The 16712-nt window shown below is 67.3% G+C and carries 14 protein-coding genes and 4 pseudogenes; 9 read left to right on the top strand and 9 right to left on the bottom strand.

Translation table 11 applies throughout. From position 1 onward, the window contains the following. Positions 1-54: 54 nt before the first annotated feature. On the bottom strand, positions 55-1587 hold the full coding sequence (locus AC5P1C_RS40940) for an ABC transporter substrate-binding protein (protein WP_493871082.1): 1533 nt from the start codon (positions 1585-1587) through the stop codon (positions 55-57). Positions 1588-1778: 191 nt separating this feature from the next. On the opposite strand from AC5P1C_RS40940, the gene AC5P1C_RS40935 reads away from it, so the two are divergent. Then, positions 1779-2432, top strand: coding sequence for a TetR/AcrR family transcriptional regulator (locus AC5P1C_RS40935; RefSeq protein WP_493871081.1), 654 nt, complete (start codon positions 1779-1781; stop codon positions 2430-2432). Here AC5P1C_RS40935 and AC5P1C_RS40930 read toward each other — a convergent pair. Next, the gene (locus AC5P1C_RS40930) at positions 2422-3309 is read right to left on the bottom strand and encodes an SGNH/GDSL hydrolase family protein (RefSeq protein ID WP_493871080.1); all 888 of its coding nucleotides are present in this window, start codon (positions 3307-3309) and stop codon (positions 2422-2424) included. The two genes, AC5P1C_RS40935 and AC5P1C_RS40930, sit on opposite strands and share 11 nt — an antisense overlap. 252 nt (positions 3310-3561) lie before the next feature. On the opposite strand from AC5P1C_RS40930, the gene AC5P1C_RS40925 reads away from it, so the two are divergent. From AC5P1C_RS40925 to AC5P1C_RS40915, 3 genes are all read left to right on the top strand, one after another. Further along, on the top strand, positions 3562-5901 hold the full coding sequence (locus AC5P1C_RS40925; RefSeq protein ID WP_493871079.1) for a beta-glucosidase family protein: 2340 nt from the start codon (positions 3562-3564) through the stop codon (positions 5899-5901). Positions 5902-6314: 413 nt separating this feature from the next. Then, entirely contained in the window at positions 6315-7079 is a 765-nt protein-coding gene (locus tag AC5P1C_RS40920; protein ID WP_493871078.1) for a hypothetical protein, read from the top strand. A 351-nt stretch (positions 7080-7430) separates the two neighbouring features. Further along, positions 7431-9029, top strand: a complete 1599-nt coding sequence (locus AC5P1C_RS40915; protein WP_493871077.1) for an ISL3 family transposase — start codon at positions 7431-7433, stop codon at positions 9027-9029. A 9-nt stretch (positions 9030-9038) separates the two neighbouring features. Here the strand turns inward: AC5P1C_RS40915 and AC5P1C_RS40910 are convergent, their stop codons facing one another. Beyond that, positions 9039-9314, bottom strand: coding sequence for a hypothetical protein (locus tag AC5P1C_RS40910; protein WP_493871076.1), 276 nt, complete (start codon positions 9312-9314; stop codon positions 9039-9041). An 88-nt stretch (positions 9315-9402) separates the two neighbouring features. Here AC5P1C_RS40910 and AC5P1C_RS40905 point away from each other — a divergent pair. After that, positions 9403-9750, top strand: a pseudogene (locus AC5P1C_RS40905) (HAD-IA family hydrolase); the annotation flags it as partial. Between the two features lie 53 nt (positions 9751-9803). On the opposite strand, the pseudogene AC5P1C_RS40900 reads toward AC5P1C_RS40905, so the two are convergent. Together AC5P1C_RS40900 and AC5P1C_RS40895 are read right to left on the bottom strand one after the other, a co-directional pair. Beyond that, positions 9804-10178 (bottom strand): annotated as a pseudogene (locus tag AC5P1C_RS40900) (transposase); the annotation flags it as partial. A 389-nt stretch (positions 10179-10567) separates the two neighbouring features. Continuing rightward, positions 10568-10810: a DUF6479 family protein gene (locus AC5P1C_RS40895; RefSeq protein ID WP_493871075.1), complete on the bottom strand. Its 243-nt coding sequence runs from the start codon at positions 10808-10810 to the stop codon at positions 10568-10570. A 674-nt stretch (positions 10811-11484) separates the two neighbouring features. Here AC5P1C_RS40895 and AC5P1C_RS40890 point away from each other — a divergent pair. After that, positions 11485-12315: a SigB/SigF/SigG family RNA polymerase sigma factor gene (locus AC5P1C_RS40890; protein WP_493871074.1), complete on the top strand. Its 831-nt coding sequence runs from the start codon at positions 11485-11487 to the stop codon at positions 12313-12315. Positions 12316-12407: 92 nt separating this feature from the next. Continuing rightward, positions 12408-12671 carry a hypothetical protein gene (locus tag AC5P1C_RS40885; protein ID WP_493871073.1) on the top strand — a complete coding sequence of 88 codons (264 nt, stop codon included), beginning with the start codon at positions 12408-12410 and terminating at the stop codon, positions 12669-12671. 253 nt (positions 12672-12924) lie between these two features. On the opposite strand, the gene AC5P1C_RS40880 is transcribed toward AC5P1C_RS40885, so the two are convergent. From AC5P1C_RS40880 to AC5P1C_RS40870, 3 genes are all read right to left on the bottom strand, one after another. Further along, positions 12925-13341, bottom strand: coding sequence for a CBS domain-containing protein (locus AC5P1C_RS40880; protein WP_493871072.1), 417 nt, complete (start codon positions 13339-13341; stop codon positions 12925-12927). A gap of 97 nt (positions 13342-13438) precedes the next feature. Next, complete coding sequence (locus AC5P1C_RS40875; protein WP_493871071.1) at positions 13439-13891, bottom strand: hemerythrin domain-containing protein; 453 nt, start codon at positions 13889-13891, stop codon at positions 13439-13441. 17 nt (positions 13892-13908) lie between these two features. Further along, complete coding sequence (locus tag AC5P1C_RS40870) at positions 13909-14235, bottom strand: plasmid stabilization protein (RefSeq protein WP_493871070.1); 327 nt, start codon at positions 14233-14235, stop codon at positions 13909-13911. A gap of 922 nt (positions 14236-15157) precedes the next feature. Between AC5P1C_RS40870 and AC5P1C_RS40865 the strand changes: the two genes are divergently transcribed. Both AC5P1C_RS40865 and AC5P1C_RS40860 read left to right on the top strand, forming a co-directional pair. Further along, positions 15158-15985: a VOC family protein gene (locus tag AC5P1C_RS40865; RefSeq protein ID WP_493871069.1), complete on the top strand. Its 828-nt coding sequence runs from the start codon at positions 15158-15160 to the stop codon at positions 15983-15985. 234 nt (positions 15986-16219) lie between these two features. Beyond that, positions 16220-16351: pseudogene (locus tag AC5P1C_RS40860) on the top strand (IS21-like element helper ATPase IstB); the annotation flags it as partial. Positions 16352-16418: 67 nt separating this feature from the next. On the opposite strand, the pseudogene AC5P1C_RS40855 reads toward AC5P1C_RS40860, so the two are convergent. Further along, a pseudogene (locus AC5P1C_RS40855) lies at positions 16419-16564 on the bottom strand (NUDIX domain-containing protein); the annotation flags it as partial. Between the last annotated feature and the right edge of the window lie 148 nt (positions 16565-16712).

Here is a 16712-nt window from a genome sequence, read left to right as displayed (position 1 = left end):
ATCCGTGGACCGTGGGCCCGGGAAGCGGGGCCGTGGCCCCGGGCCCACGGTGGTCTATGAGACGGGCGTGTAGTTATAGAGGGAGGGCGACGCCATGCCGGACTGCGGCGTGATCTTCACGGTGCCGTCGGAGACGTGCATGATCGTCATCCGGTAGAAGGGCACGAACCAGCCCTCCTTGACGAGGTGCCGGTTGAGTTCCTTGGACGCGTCGGCCGCCTTCTGCTTGTCAGCGCCGCGGATTTGCGGAACCAGCTTCTGAACGGTGTCGTCGGTGGTCGCGAAGTTGTTGAACGCACCGGGCAGCACCAGATCGTTGACGGTGACCCAGTCCTCGGACGACTGGCCCATGTTCATGACCAGCCCGGAGGCGGTGTGGTTGCGCAGCGTGGTGCCCAGCGACGACGGGTCGAGCTCATCCCACACGAGCTTGACGCCGATGGCCTTGAAGTCGGCCTGGAGTGAGCTGGCGATGGCGTCGTTCACGATGGCGGTGATCCGCGGTAGCTTCAGCGTGAAGCCCTTTGCGTAACCGGCGTCCTTGAGCAGCTTGCGCGCCTTGGCGGGGTCATGCATGTAGTACGCGTCGAGTTTCTGGTCGTAGCCCTTGGTGTCCTTGCCGAAGACCTGACCGGTGGCCTCGCCGTAGCCCTGCCGGATCTGCTTGAGCATGGCCCTGCGGTCGATCGCGTAGTTGAGGGCCTGACGCACCCGGCGGTCCTTGAGCTGCGGGGTGAGCTTGCCGCCGCGATCGAGGAGTACGAGGCCCTGCCAGTCGAACTGGGCGGGGATTTCGGTGGCCTTGGACAGCGACTTCAGGCTGGCGATCTGGCCCGGGTCGTCGATGAGGCCGACGTTGAGCTGGCCCGTCTTGATGCCGTTGACGATGGCGGTCTGGTTGTCGAACCGGCTGATCGTGACTGTCTTGAACGGCAGTGCCTTGTCCCAGTAATCCTTGTTCTGCGTGAAGGTCCACTTGGTGCCGATCGTGGTGCGGCCCTTGTCCAGGCGGTACGGTCCTGTGCCGTCCGGCGCGGTCTGCAGCCGCTCGTCGCCCTTGCCCAGCTTCTTGGGGTTGGCCATGAGGCCGGCCGCGTCGCTGAGGTAGAAGAGGAGCGAGGGCTCAGCCTCCTTGAAGTGCAGGGTCACATGTTCCGCGTCGGTGACCTGGACCTGCTCCAGACCGCTGAGCCACTTCGAGGAGGCGCCGCCGCCGTTCTTGAAGTGCTCCAGGTTGGCCTTGACGGCTTGGCCGTCGAAGGCGGTGCCGTCGGCGAACTTCACGCCGCCGCGCAGGGTGAGATCAAGCTCGGTGCGGTCGACGTTGAAGGCCCACTTGGTGGCGAGCATCGGACTGTAGTCGCCGTCCGGCTCCCGCTTGAGAAGCGTGTCGTAGACCGCCTGGAAGTACGGCAGGGCGCTGCCGGTGGCGGAGGCCGGGTCCAGGTTCTGGGGAGCGGTAAGCGTGGCGATGTTGAGCGTCTTCGCGCCGCCGGCGGTGGAGGCCGCGTCGCCCGCGCATCCGGTCAGGGCGAGGGCTGCGGCGACTCCTGCGGCCACGACTGCCGTTCGGGTGCTTGTGTTCAAGGTGATCGCTCCGAGTGGAGTGGCCTGGGACACCCGGGCGACTCGGTATGGAGCGGCCCGGGACACCCCCGGCGAGAGTTGGCGGTGAGCTTAACCACGAAATTAACCAGTCGGTAGGTTTTACCGGAAGAAATTGACCACGTGGTAGTTTTTGCGGCCCTGAGTACGACACGTCCGGGAGGCAGCGGAAGTTGGCGCGTCAGAGCAGTCGCGGGGAACGGCGTCTTTCCAAGGGCGAACGCACCCGCGCCCACATCGTGGAGTGCGCCGCCGAGCTGTTCTCGAAGTCGGGCTTCGCGGCGGTGTCCCTGCGCGACATCGCCGCGCACGCGGGCATGACACACGCGGGGGTACTGCATCACTTCACCGGCAAGGACGCGCTCCTCGCCGCCGTGCTCAGCAGCCGGGACGAGACCGACGCCGAACGCCTCTTCCCCGGCCTGCTGCGCGGCGATGCGCATCCGCCGGGCCCCGTCGAGCAGATGCGCCGCCTGCTGGACGTGGTCGAGCGCAATAACGAGACACCGGGTCTGGTGGCCCTGTACGCGAGGCTGTCCGCGGAGGCTGCCAACCCGGACCATCCCGGGCACACCTATTTCGTCCAGCGCTACCGCGTGCTGCGCAGGGAGATGACCGACCTCGTCGCAGCCCTGTTCGCCAAGGTGGACCCGGCACACGAAGGCGACCCGGCCGTGGTCGCGCAGCAACTGCTCGCCCTCATGGACGGGCTGCAGACGCAGTGGCTGCTGGAGCCGGGGAGCGTCGACATGGCGGCCTCCGTGCACGCGTTCCTGCGCCAACACCACATCTCCCCCAAACAGTTGGCCGGCGAGGTCAGCGGCTGAGCGGGGTGAGGACCGCATCGGCCATGCTCCGGTGCCCTGCGGCGTTGGGGTGGAAGCCCGCGGCCTCCTGTGTCTGTGCCGGTTCGATCCAGCGCTCGCCGACCGGCTTGCACACGTCGTGCCCGATGGACGGCGTGTAGGCGTCGACATAGGTGGCGTCGTAGACGTTGGCCTGCTGCATGAGCATGGTGTTGAGCCGCTTCTCCTTGTCGCGCACCCAGGGGAAGTCCCCAGCGGCGAGCGGCACGGTCTGCCGGCAGGCACTGCCGTCGTCCGGGAAGAGCACCGGGTAGCCGACCACGAGGACCCTGGCCTTCGGCGACCGCGCGTGGATCTCCTTGAGCACCGCCTCGATCTTGGGCGCGGTGGCGTTGACCCGTGCGTCGATCGCGTCGCCGAGCAGGCTGAAGCTCGCCTTGCAGGGCGCTCCTTGCGGATCCAGGTAGGCCACCAGCACACAGCGCGTGACGATGCCGGTCAGGTCGAGGTCGTTACCGCCGACTCCGAGCGTGACCAGGGTCGTGTCGGACTTCAGAGCGTCGAGCTGCGGCGGCGCCGATTCCTGACGCTCCGTCATGGATCCGGTGTCGGCGCCGGCGCAGGTGACATCGGTGAAGGTGGCGGCCCCCACCCGCTGCGCGACGAGGCTCGGATAATTGTGGTCCGAGCGCCCACAGACCGTGTCGGCCTGCGTCGGGATACCCAGGCCCGAACTGTACGAGTCCCCCAGGGCCACGTAGTGATCCTGCCCCAGAGGCGCGGCCGCCGAGGGTGGTGCCGCGGCCATCTCCACCGAAGCCAGGACGGCGGTCGCGGCGGCCACGGCCATGCCGACCCGGCGGCGCGCGGCCGGGAACTGCTGAGGTACTGCTGACATGGGCATCCTCGTCTCGTGAGCGGCCCGAAACGGCCGAGGAGAGCAGGCGCGAGGGAACCGAACACGAAGGCTCCCGAGCCGCGCCGCCCGAGCGCCAAAACCATAAGTCGATCGGTTTTTGTCGTCAACACCCCGCGCGCAGGCACCCTCCACCCCGTTCGACTGTTGAACGCACACACCTCCCGACCCTTGACCGCAAAAACCACTCACCGTACGGTTTTGGAGTTCTGTACCCGCTCGATTGGCGCATTCATGACTTCTCAGCACGCCGGGCGGCCGTCCGTCGCGGCCGACCTGTCCCTGACCGAAAAGGCATCCCTGACCAGTGGGGCCGGGGACTTCGTCACGCAGGCCGTCCCGCACGCGGGCATCCCGGCGGTCACCATGGCCGACGGCCCGCACGGCGTGCGCGTACCCAAGGAGGCCGGAGACGGCGGCCAGCTAGACCTGCACAGCGCTGCTCCCGCCACCTGCTTCCCGCCCGCCGTCGCCCTGGCGGCAAGCTGGGATCCGGACCTCGCCCACCGGGTGGCCGGTGCGATCGCCGCAGAGGCCAGGGCCCACGGCATTCGCGCCATGCTGGGCCCCGGGATCAACATCAAGCGGTCCCCGCTGTGCGGGCGCAACTTCGAGTACTTCTCCGAAGACCCGCTGATCTCCGCCGAGTTGGGCGGGGCCATGGTGCGCGGTCTCCAGGAGGCGGGGGTGGCGGCGGTCGTCAAGCACTACGCCGCCAACAACCAGGAAACCGACCGCATGCGGATCAGCGCGGACATCGACGAACGCCCGCTGCGCGAGATCTACCTCCGCGCCTTCGAACGCCTCGTGCGCCGCGACCGACCCTGGGCCCTCATGTGCGCGTACAACGGCGTCAACGGCACCACCCTGTCGGAGAACACCCGGCTGCTGACCGACATCCTGCGCGGCGATTGGGACTTCGACGGCATCGTAATGTCCGACTGGGGAGCGGTGCGCGACCGGGTCGCGGCCCTGCGCGCCGGACTCGATCTCCAGATGCCGGGCACGGGAACAGACCCGGACGAAGCAGTGGCCTCAGCCGTCACGCAGGGCACGCTCGATGCCGAGGCACTGGACACAGCGGTCGCACGGCTGGCCCTCTTCGCCTCCCGCACGGCGCCCGCGCCGAGGGTCACCGACGCGTCCGCCACGGACGATTACCTCGACCATGACGCCCACCACCGCCTGGCCCGCACAGCCGCCGAGCAGTGCGTCGTCCTGCTCAAGAACGACGACGCCATACTCCCCCTGGAGCCGGCCGCAGGCCCGATCGCCGTCATCGGCGAACTGGCCCGCACCCCACGCTTCCAGGGCGCCGGCAGCTCCCAGGTGACGCCGACGACGCTCGACGTTCCACTGGATCGGCTCCGGGCCCGTACCGACGAAGGACAGATATGCTTCGCCGCTGGCTACGCCCTGCCCGGCGCACCGTCCCAGCCCTCCGGCCCGGACGCCGAATGGGCGCTGGCGGACGAGGCCGTCGCCCTCGCCGCGGACAGCCACACAGTCGTCCTCTTCCTCGGCCTCTCCCCGCACGACGAGTCCGAGGGCTTCGACCGCGACCACATCAACCTGCCGCCCATCCAACTAGACCTGCTGGAACGGATCGTGGCGGCCAACCCTCGCGTCGCGGTCGTCCTCTCCAACGGTGGCGTGGTGGCCACCTCACCCTGGCAGCACCACGTACCCGCCCTCGTCGAAGGCTGGCTGCTCGGTCAGGGCGGCGGCGACGCACTCGCCCGGGTCCTGCTCGGCGAGGTCAACCCGTCCGGCAAGCTCACCGAGACCATCCCGCTTCGCCTGGAGGACGCACCGAGCCACCTCTCGTTCCCCGGCGAGGAAGAGCACGTCCGGTACGCCGAGGGCGTGTTCGTCGGATACCGCGGATACGACGCCCGTCGCACGAAGGTGGCTTTCCCCTTCGGCCACGGCCTGTCCTACACCCGCTTCGACTACACCGACCTCCAAGTGACCGGCGACACCGAAACGTTCACCGTCGACGTCACCGTCACGAACTCCGGCAGCCGGCCGGGCCGGGAAGTCGTGCAGCTCTACACCCGCGCCCCCGAACACTCCAAAGTCGCCCGCCCGCCGCGCGAGCTGAAGGGCTTCGTCTCGGTGCACCTCTCCCCCGGCGAGAGCCGCCAGGTACGGATCGACCTGCTCCGCGACGACCTCGCGTACTACAGCGAACGAGAGGGCACCTGGCGCGTCGAACACGGCACGTACGGCATCGACGTAGGCGCCTCATCGCGCGACATCCGCCTGACGGCCGACATCGCCATACGCGGTGACTCATCCCGGCTGCCGCTCAACGGCCGCAACACCTTGGAGGAATGGCTTGCACACCCAGTGGGCGGCCCCCTGCTCCAGGAGCGTTTCGGCTGGTCCACCGCGCAGGACGGCGCGACGAGGACGGCCGCCGGCAGCGCACTGGAGGACCCGGTGATGCGACGCTTCGCTCTCGGCATGCCGCTCGAGGTGATCTGTTCGTTCCCGCAGAGCCGCGTACGCCCGGAGGCCATCGAGGAACTGGCCGCCCAGACGCGTACGGCACAGCCGACCCACCTATAGGAGCCGCCGGGCGACGGGAGACAGGGGAGCCGCACCCGGCACGGTGGGCGCCCGGCTGGTTGACGGGACCGGCGTCCCGGCCCGCAGAATCGCGGACAGGTCATCGCGTTGGCCGGCGTCCATTCCTCATCCGGCGCAGCAGACGGGATATGACGGCCGGATCACCCGGCCGTCGGAGCCAGGAAGGGACCCCTACCGCATGACCACCGTCGAGCCCCTGCATTACACCGTCGCCGTCACCCTTGAACGCCGTGAACGCGCTCACCCGCTTCGACATGAAACTGTTTCAGGGAGCGGCGCCGCCGGATCCCGGGGCCCCCTGAGGAGGGGCTCGTCTCGTTCAGTATCTCCGCGCTCTCCGCGTACTCAGAGTAGGCGAAAAGAGCTGCGTATGCCGCGCTTAGGATCAGGGAATGACTGAGCCCGGCATATCGAGCCGCCGCACCGTGTTCGCCGACCTGCCCCGGCAGCGCACCCGCCGAGAGCGTGCGCTGCGTGGACTGCTGCGGACCGGACTCGTGCTCGCGGTGGCGTTCGTCGCGGTCTTCACCTACACATACGTCACCCGGGCTCCGGGCCCCTACGGTGCTGCCCCGCAGCGGATGTGTCTGGTCAACGACCGTGTCCTGAAAGCTGATGTCGACGGTGACGGGCGGTCGGACACCGTCAGGGGAATGTGGGGGCGGGGCCAGTACACGGTGCGGTTCGCCAATGGTGACAGGGCGGTTCCCCAAGATGCGCTGAGTCGCTGGCAGCGCGTCCAGGGAGGCCTGAACGAAGATCTCCATGTGCGTGCCGTCTTCGGGGACTGGGACGGCGACCGCCGACTCGACATGGCGTTGTTCCAGTCCCAGCCCGATGTCGGAGATACCCCGAGCGACCGCCTGATGGTCCACGAGGTGCACTACGGCCCTCTTGCACACGACCTCAGCTCCGACCGCACAGGCCCAGTGCGGTGGCGTGTCGAATCCTTCGTTGAAGGCGGTGCCGCTACGCGCGCGGACGACACGGGCAGGCAGCAGTTGCGCCTGGAACAGTCAGCCGGTGATGGCGAAACCTACCTCTATCGAGGAACGCAGGACCGAGGAGGGATCACCGTGGCTCAGAGCCGCGAATCCGCATGGCACATGGCCCCGACGTGGGAACGGACCAAACGCACGGACTTCATCCCCTGCTGACCGTGAAGGTTTCAGAGGTCGTTTTCCCAATGTTTCATACACGGATTGGGGGTTGATCATGATTTGCGGGATCGCGCCAGGAGATGGTGGCTTCGCCGGTGAGGCGACGGGCCATGCGGTCGGCTTGGCAAGGTGTTTTCATCGGGGTTAAGTAGAGCCACAACTCCGAGCTGTTGGGGAGCCGGTGATTCTCCGGTGAGTTTCGGGAGCCTGGCTTTATCGAGCAGTAGCGGCTCTGGTCCACTTGGTGTGGTCGCGTACGCAGCGTGACTGTCGATCTCATCGTGACGGTGGCTGAGATAGCCCGAAAATCGCCCGGCCGGTGTGCGGTGTGGTCGACAGTGCTGCGTCGTGAACGAAGTACGGCCGCAACTCGAAGAGTTGCTGTTCTCCTCGTTGGAGAACGTGTTGGTGGAGTCGGTCGAGACGACCGGCATGGCCATCCGGGTGGAGGCACTGAGCACTGCCCAGCAGGCGACCTGTCCGGGCTGCAGGAGCCTGTCAGGGCGAATACATGGTTCCTATCTGCGGTTTCCTCATGATCTGCCGACTGCGGGCAAGCCCGTAGTGGTGGCATTGAGGGTGCGTCGGTTCGTCTGCGCGGAGAGCTCTTGTCCGCGCAAGACTTTCGTCGAGCAAGTGCCGGGGCTCACCCGGCGGTTCGGCCGGCGGACGGAACGGCTGCGATCGACGCTCATCTCGGTCGGCCTCGCGCTCGCGGGCCGGGCCGGGGCTCGCATGACGGACGTCTTCGGGGCGCCCGCCAGCCGCAATACCCTGCTGCGGCTGATCGCCTCGCTTCCGGATCCGCCCACTGCCACTCCCCGCGTGGTCGGGGTGGACGAATACGCCCAGCGCAGGGGACGGATCTACGGAACTGTGCTCGTCGACGTCGAGACACGTCGTCCGATCGACCTGCTGCCCGACCGGGAGGCCGACACCCTCGCGGCCTGGCTCGCCGAGCGACCTGGCATCGAGATCGTCTGCCGCGACCGCGCCCCCTTCTTCGCCGACGGCGCCACACGCGGTGCCCCGCAGGCCCTCCAAGTCGCCGACCGGTGGCACCTTTGGCACAACCTGGGCGAAGCCGCCGAGAAGTGTGTCTACCGGCACCGCGGATGCCTACGCCCCACGCCGGAACAGCCGGAGGAACCCCAGGAGGAGCCGGAGCCAGCCGCGTTATCACCGTGGCCGACAGGGCATCGGTTCGCCGAGCGCACCCGCGCCAAGCATGCCACTATCCACGCTCTCCTCGACGCCGGTCACAGCAAGCGGTCCGTCGCCCGGCAGCTCGGCATGACGCTCAACACGATCCTGCGCTTCTCCCGCGCCACGACTCCGGAGGAGATGTTCATCGGACAGTGGCAAAACCGTGTGACCAGGCTCGATGACTACAAGCCCTACCTCGATCAGCGTTGGCAGGAAGGCTGCACCAACGCCTGGAAATTATGGGAGGAGATCAAGGAACAGGGCTATCCCCGCGGTTACGCCGGCGTCCGCGCCTACGTCAGCAGGAACCTACGCGGCAAGCCTCAACCGGTCGGCCCCCGCCCGCCATCGGCCCGTGCCGTCACGCGCTGGCTCCTCACCCACCCCGACGCCCTGCCCGAAAGCGACCGGGTCCACCTGAAGGCCGTCCTGGCCAACTGCCCCGAACTGACAGCACTCTCCGAGCACGTGCGCTCCTTCGGCCAGATGGTCGCTCACCTTCAGGGCCACCAGTTGCCGACCTGGATCGAAGCGGCCACCGCCACTACCGACCTGCCCAGCCTTCGACACTTCGCCCAGCACCTCGAACGCGACCTCGACGCCGTCACCGCGGGCCTAACGCTGCCCTGGAACTCCGGCGTCGTGGAAGGCCATGTCAACCGGATCAAGATGCTCAAGCGCCAGATGTTCGGCCGCGCAGGTTTCGAACTTCTCCGCAAGCGGGTCCTGCTTTACGCATAGAGATCCAGGTCAGAAGTCTTCCTCGACGAGGCCGAACCCCTCAGGGAAGCCCAGCAAGAACTCGCGACGCGACGGATCGTTCTCCTCCGAAGCCATCGACGCGAGCAAATCCATGTACTCGCTTCGCTGATCATTCGACAGATGGGACACCAGAGCGGCGACACCGTCCAGGACCTTCACCACGTCATCCGGGTCCATCTGCGCGTCGTCGCACCCTTCGACGAACCAGAGGACGTCGACCAGCGCCTCTGCCAGAGCACGTGTCAGCGACGGATACCCAGACACAGAACGACCTCCTCCGCGGCGACTGACAGAGCACAGTTATCTCACCACACACCACTGACATCACCGCCGGTGAACTCTCCACAACAAGTGGACCAGAGCCCTGCAGGGACGGTGCATCCTGAGCAACAGCTTCGTCGGCGCCCGGGAGCGGGAGACGAGGCTGTATCACTTCGACGAACTGGTGGAGCAGATCGTCTACTCCCACGAGATCGGCATCGAGAAGCCCGACCTGCGTGCCTTCGAGGCCGCATGCGTCAGCTTGAACGTGCGGCCGGAGAACTGCCTGTTCATCGACGATGTCGCAGTCAACGTCAAGGCCGCTCAGGCGGCGGGCATGCAGGCACACCTGTTCGAGGACAACGCCCGGACCATCACGCGCATCGCGGCTCATTTGGACGCCGGGCCCTTGGTTCCAGGGCGTGTCCCGCTCGCGTGACGTCGGTCCTGGCCGGTCTTCTGCGGTCGCCGGCCAGGCGTTGAAGTGGTTGATCAGCCCGCTGCCGTCTGCTCGGCGTGGAACATCATTCCCATGAAGCGGTTGAAGAGGTGCAGCTGTGCGGCGACGTGCCGGTCGCCTGCCTCTCGGCGGCGGTCGTAGTGGGCTCTGGCGCCCGGTGAGCGGGCCAGGAAGACGAACGCCCACACGTATCCGACGGCGGCCAGGCGTTGGTTCTTGACCTTGCGGCTCATCACCTTGCAGCTCTTGCCGCTGGCCCTGGTCACCGGGGCGCTGCCCGCGTATGCCTTCAGTGCCCCGGCGTTGGCGAACCAGCTGCGGTCGTCTCCAATTTCGGCCAGGACTCGGGCGCCGGTCAGGGAGCCGAGGCCTGGAAAGCTGGTGATGACCGAGGCATCTGGATGCTGGCGGTGATCGCGGCGTTTCTGATTCCGAATCGGGCTCTGAAGCCGTCCGAGGGCGAGCCCGTAATGGCCCACTGAGCCTGGAACCACCCTAGAGATGCCCTGCTACCTGCGATGACTGTTGTTCTCAGGACACGAATCAGCGCAGGAAAGCTTCAAGGTTGCTTGGCCACCGCATGCGGCGTCGTCAGCGCCGTCCCGAAACGCGAATGCATGAGCGTGGAGAGGAAGGGTACCGAGCGCGTGCGGGCCGGGAGGATCATGATGCCTGGGGAGGCCGAAGGACCTCCCGGCTCGACCAAGGGGCCAAACAGTGCGAAACAGGGCAGTCTCTTCATTCGCATAGGCTCCTGAGCGCTGAGCCACCAGACGTCTTGAGCTGGCCTCCGCTTTCAAGGGTGCGGGTGGCCCTGTTCGGGGTCGTCATCGGGGGTCTGCCAGGTTTCTCCGCGCTGAGCTTCGCCGCTGGGGGGAGTGCGGTGGGGCGGTGCAGTTGGTTCGGTGCGGCGGGCAGCGCGGCGCCGACCGCTGATGAACATGGCGAGCAGCCCCGCGACCACGACGATGCCGACGATGAGGAAGATCAGCGAGCCACCACCCTCGACGGCCAGAACGGTCTGACGGTGAGTCTGCATAACAATCAACTACCCGATCTATGGCGAAACAGTTCAACGAGTCGCTGGCTTGGAGGAACCGCCGTGTACGCCTGTGGACATGCAGCAGAGAGCTGGAAGCGACCTGCCGTGATCGCCGCAAGCACGTGCGCCGCCCTGCATCGCCGTCGGCCTGACACCGTTCCGGCTGCTGGGCCGCTGGTCTAACCCCCTGCCAATGCCAACCGGGGAGACGCTGCCATGACGGGACAACGGCTCTCGCCACCCGGCCTCGAGGCTTGCGCAGGCGGACGGTCAGCTGTGTGGCCGCCCGGATCGGACAATGACCGGCTGTCTACGGGGAGTTACACACGGTTGTGACATGCTGCAGCGCAGTGCGGGCGCCGGTTGTGTTTGGAAGAGACCTGGGCGGCTACCCGCCCCCGTGGCCGAGCGGCCAGAGGGAGTGGGGTCTGGGCTGCGGCTGGCGCCCCCGGCGAACACGGGCGCGTGCCGCAGCCCAGCGCGGCTGTTTTCGTTTCCCGCTAGCTGCGGGGGCTGTTTGGGCGGATGATGGTGGGGCACACGGATGAAGATGCTTCGGAATGAAGGCATCTACCCGCGAGTGGCGTGCCCGCTTCCGGCTGGATGACTCCTTTTTTGCGGCCTCGCTCTCGCGGATCCTTGCTGGCCGATCCGTTGAGGAGCGTTTTTTTATGCTCACCGACACGTCTGCAGTGCCGCGCAACAGGCGCTCGCGCCATCCCCACGACGATGCCCCCGACACCGGAGCCGCCTTTGCCCGTCTGGCCCGCCTTGATCCCGGGCCCGAGCGGGACACACTGTGTGAGCTGGTCGTCGAGGCGTGGCTGCCCATGGCCCACCGGATCGCCACCCGCTTTCGCAACAAGGGCGAGAGCCTGGAGGATTTGAAGCAGGTTGCCGCCGTGGGTCTACTCAAGGCCGTGAATCGCTACGAGCCCGGACGGGGCAGTTTCGAGTCCTACGCCGTGCCGACCATCAGCGGAGAGCTGCGCCGCCACTTCCGTGATCACCTGTGGGATGTGCACGTGCCTCGCAGCGTGCAAGAGCGGCGCAACAAAGTCCGCGCGGCCCGCCGCGAGCTGCTGCAACAGCCAGGCAGCACCGAGCCCACCGTGGGCGATATCGCGGCCAAGACAGGACTGACCGAGGACGGGGTCCGTGACGGCATGAGCGCGATCGACAGCTATCAGGCACTCTCCCTGGACGCTGCCCTGTCCCCCGCTACCGGCCAGGACGGTTTCAGCCTCGTCGACAAGCTCGGCGAAAGCGACTCTGCCTTCGACCTCGTCACCGACCGTGAAGCCGCTAAGACCGGCCTGCAACATCTGCCCGAACGAGAGCGCACCATCCTCTACCGGCGGTTCTTCGAGCACAAGACGCAGAGCCGGATCGCTCAAGAGCTCGGCATCTCCCAGATGCACGTCTCCCGCCTGCTGCGGCAAAGCTGCGCACGCGTGCGCGACGAAGTCGAACACCAAGCCACCCGCCCGAGGGGGAACTGAACCTCGCCACCGCCCGCCCGCTGCCCGCAGAACCACGCGTCCGACCCCGTTCCTGTGGAGACCCGCCATGCCGAATACTGGGGACGATCAGCGTGACAGACGAGCCGGCCGCTCCCGGTGAACCAGAGACGTCCACCGGCCAGGCGGTGCGGGTTGTGGCCCTCGTGGGAGGACTGAATTCATCTACCGCGCGCGAGGGCCTGCGGCAGATCGCGGCACGAACCGGCATCAAGGAGCATCACGTGGCCCAACTCCTCACCGAATGGGGCCGCACCGGCGCGCTATGTGCCGACATCCGCACCGAACTCCACCGCTTCCTCGCCACCCACTCCACCAAACCCACAACCGCACCGTGAGCCGCTATCCGTCGCCGCCACGGGCCGAGCAGCTGGTCGAGTGAGCCGTAGGCGCCGTTGCACAGGGTGGTCCAGGCGACTTTGGACTCGGCCAGGATCGCCTCGGCGGCGTGTGGACTGGCCGCCTTCGCAAGTACACCGACGCGCACCCCACTCCGTCGCGTTCGCTGTCAGTTGCGCTGCTGGAGTGGCCGAGACCCCGGACGAAGGACGCGCCAGATATGCGTGCGCGGCGCGTAGTGCCCTGTGTCCGTCAGTCGCTGGAGAGTGCTTCCAGCAGGTCCCCGACCTGGGGGTTGGGCAGGGCGCGGGCGACGTCGCCCTGGGAGACCATGCCGACCAGGCGGTGGCCGTCGATGACCGGCAGCCGGCGGGTCTTGTGGTCCGTCATGGTGCGCAGAATTTCACGTGCGTCGTCGTCAGCGCCGATGGTGACCGCTTCGCCCTGAGCAAGCTCACCGGCCGTGGTCGAGGCGGGGTCCTTGCCAGCTCCCAGGACCTTGACGACGATGTCGCGGTCCGTGAGGACGCCCTTGAGTTTGTCGTCGCTCCCGCAGATCGGGAGCGCGCCGACCCCCAGTTCAGCCATCTTCTGGGCTGCGAGCAGGACGTTCTCGTCCGCGCCGATACATTCAGCGCCCTCGGTCATGATCTCTCGTGCAGTGGTCATGGTCTGCTCTCTGCTCTCTTTCGCGGGGTTGCCCTGACGGGTGGTCAGAGGCGTTGTGCCGTGATGGTGTTGGGTCAGTACGCGCTGCGGCCGGGCCTCAGGTCACGGACACGATCCTCGCGCAGCGGACTTTGTCGCCCAGCTCGTCAAGGAGAGCGGGGGTGCAGGTCACCGACATGAGAGGGAAGAGACGCTCTTCCTGGTCGCGCATGTGTCCGTGCGCCTCGAGCCTCAGCCTGGCCACCAGGTGGTCGAACCGCGGGGCGCCAGCGTCAAGTTGCTCCACCTCCTTGAGGAGCAGCAACAGCGCCGCGTGGCCGGCCAGCGCCTGGTTCGCGATCTCGTCGCCGCCTGCGATGCACTCACGCGCCGCCGGATACAAGAGCTGCTCTTCGGCGGCCAAGTGCCAGGCCAGTTTCGTGGTGAGGTCGCCGGCGAGTTCTCGGCACCGCTCATCGCCCGCCCGCTGGTCCTCGATCTGAGCGAACAGCTCATCGATCTCGCGGTGATCGGCAGTAAGTTCGGCGATGACATCTCCATCGTGTCCCATAACCCTGAGGCTGCGGGTCAGCGACCGACGGCCCTGGCCAGTTGCTGTTTGTTCATCGACGACCGGCCGTCGATACCGCGCTTCTTGGCCTCTGCGTACAGCTGGTCCTTCGTCGGCCCCTGCGATCCGCTGTGGGAGCGCTCGCCGCCACGCTGCGCAGCGGACTTCCTGTCCCGGGTGGACGTCTTACTCGCCGTCTTCGACTCGCCGGAACGAGCACGCTCCTTGTTCACCGTACGCGCCGCGATCTCCTTCGCACGCCCCTCAGAAGTACCGCGCTTCTCGGCGCCCTCCTTGATGTGCTCGTACTGACGCTCACGCTTGCTGCTCGAACCCTGCGGCACGAGATACTCCTTCCGACAATAGGGACGGCCTCTGGCCGCGTCCCGTCATCCGATGACCTTCCGCGTACCCTCTCCCGTGCTCTTCACCGGAAACGAGGGCGCTTCTCATCTGATGCCCGGCCTGAAAGCTGTGCCAGCAGGCAGCGACCGAACGGATGAGCCCCCACCCCTCCCCTCGGCGACAGCCGGACGCGAACAGTCGCCAGGCGGGCTCCGCGCTTGCACTGCGGAGGCGCCCGAGTACCCGAGCCGCGGCTAGAAAAGGGGAACCTGCATCCCCTGAGAGGGGCCCTGAATGCCCCGCCCGGTGATCCCGGGGTTCGCCAAGAATCGCTCGGTGGTGAGATTCCCCAGCCGGGCAGGTGGATGACACGGGAGGGGACGCCCGATAGCCAGCCGAGCCAGGAGACGAGACCGGCAGCGACGGGAGATCGCAAGCCACCGCCCCGCGACGCCGAAACCGCCCCGGACAGCCCGGTCGTCGCGCTTCCTCGGCAAGCGCGCAAGGCCCCATAAGGGTGCCGCGGCCCGGCTGAGCGTCCCCAGCCGGGCCGCGCACTTTTCCTGCGGGCTGACGCCGCCGGCGTCGTCAGCCGAGCCATGCGAGACCGCCGACCCGGGGTCTGGGGGCTTCGACTAGGTGCTCGGCTATTGCGGCCAGCCCACGATCTCGGCTCAGCATCCACCGTGCCACATCCCTCGCCGACGGTAGGAGGAAAAGGGAACAAGAGAATCCCGGAATGATCGGCGTCAGCCCCGCAGACCCACAGCCCACCATCGCTCCTGCAATCACCGTGCCCGATAGCATGGCGAGCGCGGTTTGCAGCGGGGCAGCCAAGCCGGTTACATGACTTGTCACGGCAGAACACGCTTGCCGGGCAGGCGCACCGCTGACCTCTTTGCATACGCGATGCTGAGTGCGATGACCGAATACCGATCCTCTGCCTCTGCCGCCGACGCGACGACCAGCCGCGAGATCGTCGGCGCGCCCTGCTGGGCGAGCCTGTTGACGCATGATGTGCCAGCTGCGGAGTCCTTCTACAGCGCGGTCCTGGGTTGGACGTTCCGCCCGGCGAGTCTCGGCAAGGATTTCCGCGTCGCCCTGCATGAGGGCAAGCCCGTGGTCGGAATCGGTGCCCTCGCCTCCACACTGAAGGTCCCTGTCGCATGGACGCCCTACTTCGCGGTCGAAGACGCCGATGAGACGGCCGCCCGGATCCGCGAGCGCAGCGCCACCGTCGCAGTGGGACCGCTGAAGTTCCCCGTGGGCCGCGGGGCGCTTGCTGCAGACCGGGACGGAGCCGTCTTCGGTATCTGGGAAGGGCAGCTCATCGCCGACTGGCATTCCTGGCGTACCCACGCGCCGGTCTGGCTGCGTCTGCGGTCTCCAGACGCCTTCGAGGCGGCCATCTTCTACGGGCAGGTCCTGGACTGGGCCTGCGAACGGCCCGGTTGCTGTGAGGTGGGATACGAGGACGACGAAGTCGTCCTGAGCCAGGAGGGAAGGGTCCTCGCCCGCCTCGGCTCAGGGGGTGTGGGCGGAGCACCCAACCCGGCGGACCTGCCCAAATGGGACGTCTACTTTGCGGTCACCGACCCAGAATCCACGGTCCGCGCAGCGCTCCACCACGGCGGATCCGTGGTGCGCCACGACGGACAGGGCGCCTCGACCACGACTCTCCGCGACCCGCAGGGCAGCACTTTCACCGTGACGGAAAGCTCGGGGCCTGGCAGGGAATACCTGCGGTGACTCGCGCCCTGCCGTAAAGGCGCCCCATGAAGCCTGCCACGATCTTCTTCTCGCCGACCATGAGCTTCGTCGTCGCCCTGGACGACCTGATGAGGTAGAGGGCCGCAGAGCGGCGGGAGCGGCGAGTTCACCGGCGGCGCGGCCGTCTTCATGGGAACGGAGTTCAGCGGCGGTGAGGTCGACTTCTGGAGCGCGCGGTTCACCGGCGGCCAGGTCCGCTTCAACGGCGCGCAGTTCACCGACCCGCGGCTCGGCGTGGCCATCGTCGACCGGCTCACCTTCAACGGCACCATCATCCAGGCCGGCACCGACTCCTACCGCCTCGCCCACACCAAAGCCCAGGCCGAACACGCCGACACCGGCTGAGCAAGTGCTTGAAGGACTGGTCGAAACGGGACTCAACGGCATAGGGATCAAAGGGACGCGTGGGCCTTCCCCAGGCGCCGTGGATGACGTGGGCGACCTCCAGCGACTCCGGCTTCACGGACAGAGCGGTCTCCTCGTACAACTCGCGCACGGCGGTGCCGGTGATCGGCTCGCCGGGCTCGCTCTTGCCCACGGGGAGGCCCACATGCCCTGAGGGCACGGGTCTGCCGCAGAATCCTTTCGGCTGCTGAGCCGACCGACAACGACAGGCGTCAGCCTCCCGCGACTCTGCGGAATCTCCTACGCCTTCGTGCGCTGCTGCGCATGGGCCCCCTTTCGGATGCGGTGCTTGGAGGAGACC

The sequence above is a fragment of the Streptomyces sp. A18 genome (assembly GCF_059026065.1).
Note: the sequence above shows the minus strand (reverse complement) of the source record. Positions and strands in the feature narration are given on the sequence as shown.

What these genes read in the sequence shown, in the direction of transcription:
- AC5P1C_RS40925 (WP_493871079.1), top strand. Translation starts at nt 3,562, where the DNA reads ATGACTTCTCAGCACGCCGGGCGGCCGTCCGTCGCGGCCGACCTGTCC.
- AC5P1C_RS40930 (WP_493871080.1), bottom strand. Translation starts at nt 3,309, where the DNA reads ATGTCAGCAGTACCTCAGCAGTTCCCGGCCGCGCGCCGCCGGGTCGGC.
- AC5P1C_RS40920 (WP_493871078.1), top strand. Translation starts at nt 6,315, where the DNA reads ATGACTGAGCCCGGCATATCGAGCCGCCGCACCGTGTTCGCCGACCTG.
- AC5P1C_RS40865 (WP_493871069.1), top strand. Translation starts at nt 15,158, where the DNA reads ATGACCGAATACCGATCCTCTGCCTCTGCCGCCGACGCGACGACCAGC.
- AC5P1C_RS40875 (WP_493871071.1), bottom strand. Translation starts at nt 13,891, where the DNA reads ATGGGACACGATGGAGATGTCATCGCCGAACTTACTGCCGATCACCGC.
- AC5P1C_RS40890 (WP_493871074.1), top strand. Translation starts at nt 11,485, where the DNA reads ATGCTCACCGACACGTCTGCAGTGCCGCGCAACAGGCGCTCGCGCCAT.
- AC5P1C_RS40880 (WP_493871072.1), bottom strand. Translation starts at nt 13,341, where the DNA reads ATGACCACTGCACGAGAGATCATGACCGAGGGCGCTGAATGTATCGGC.
- AC5P1C_RS40895 (WP_493871075.1), bottom strand. Translation starts at nt 10,810, where the DNA reads ATGCAGACTCACCGTCAGACCGTTCTGGCCGTCGAGGGTGGTGGCTCG.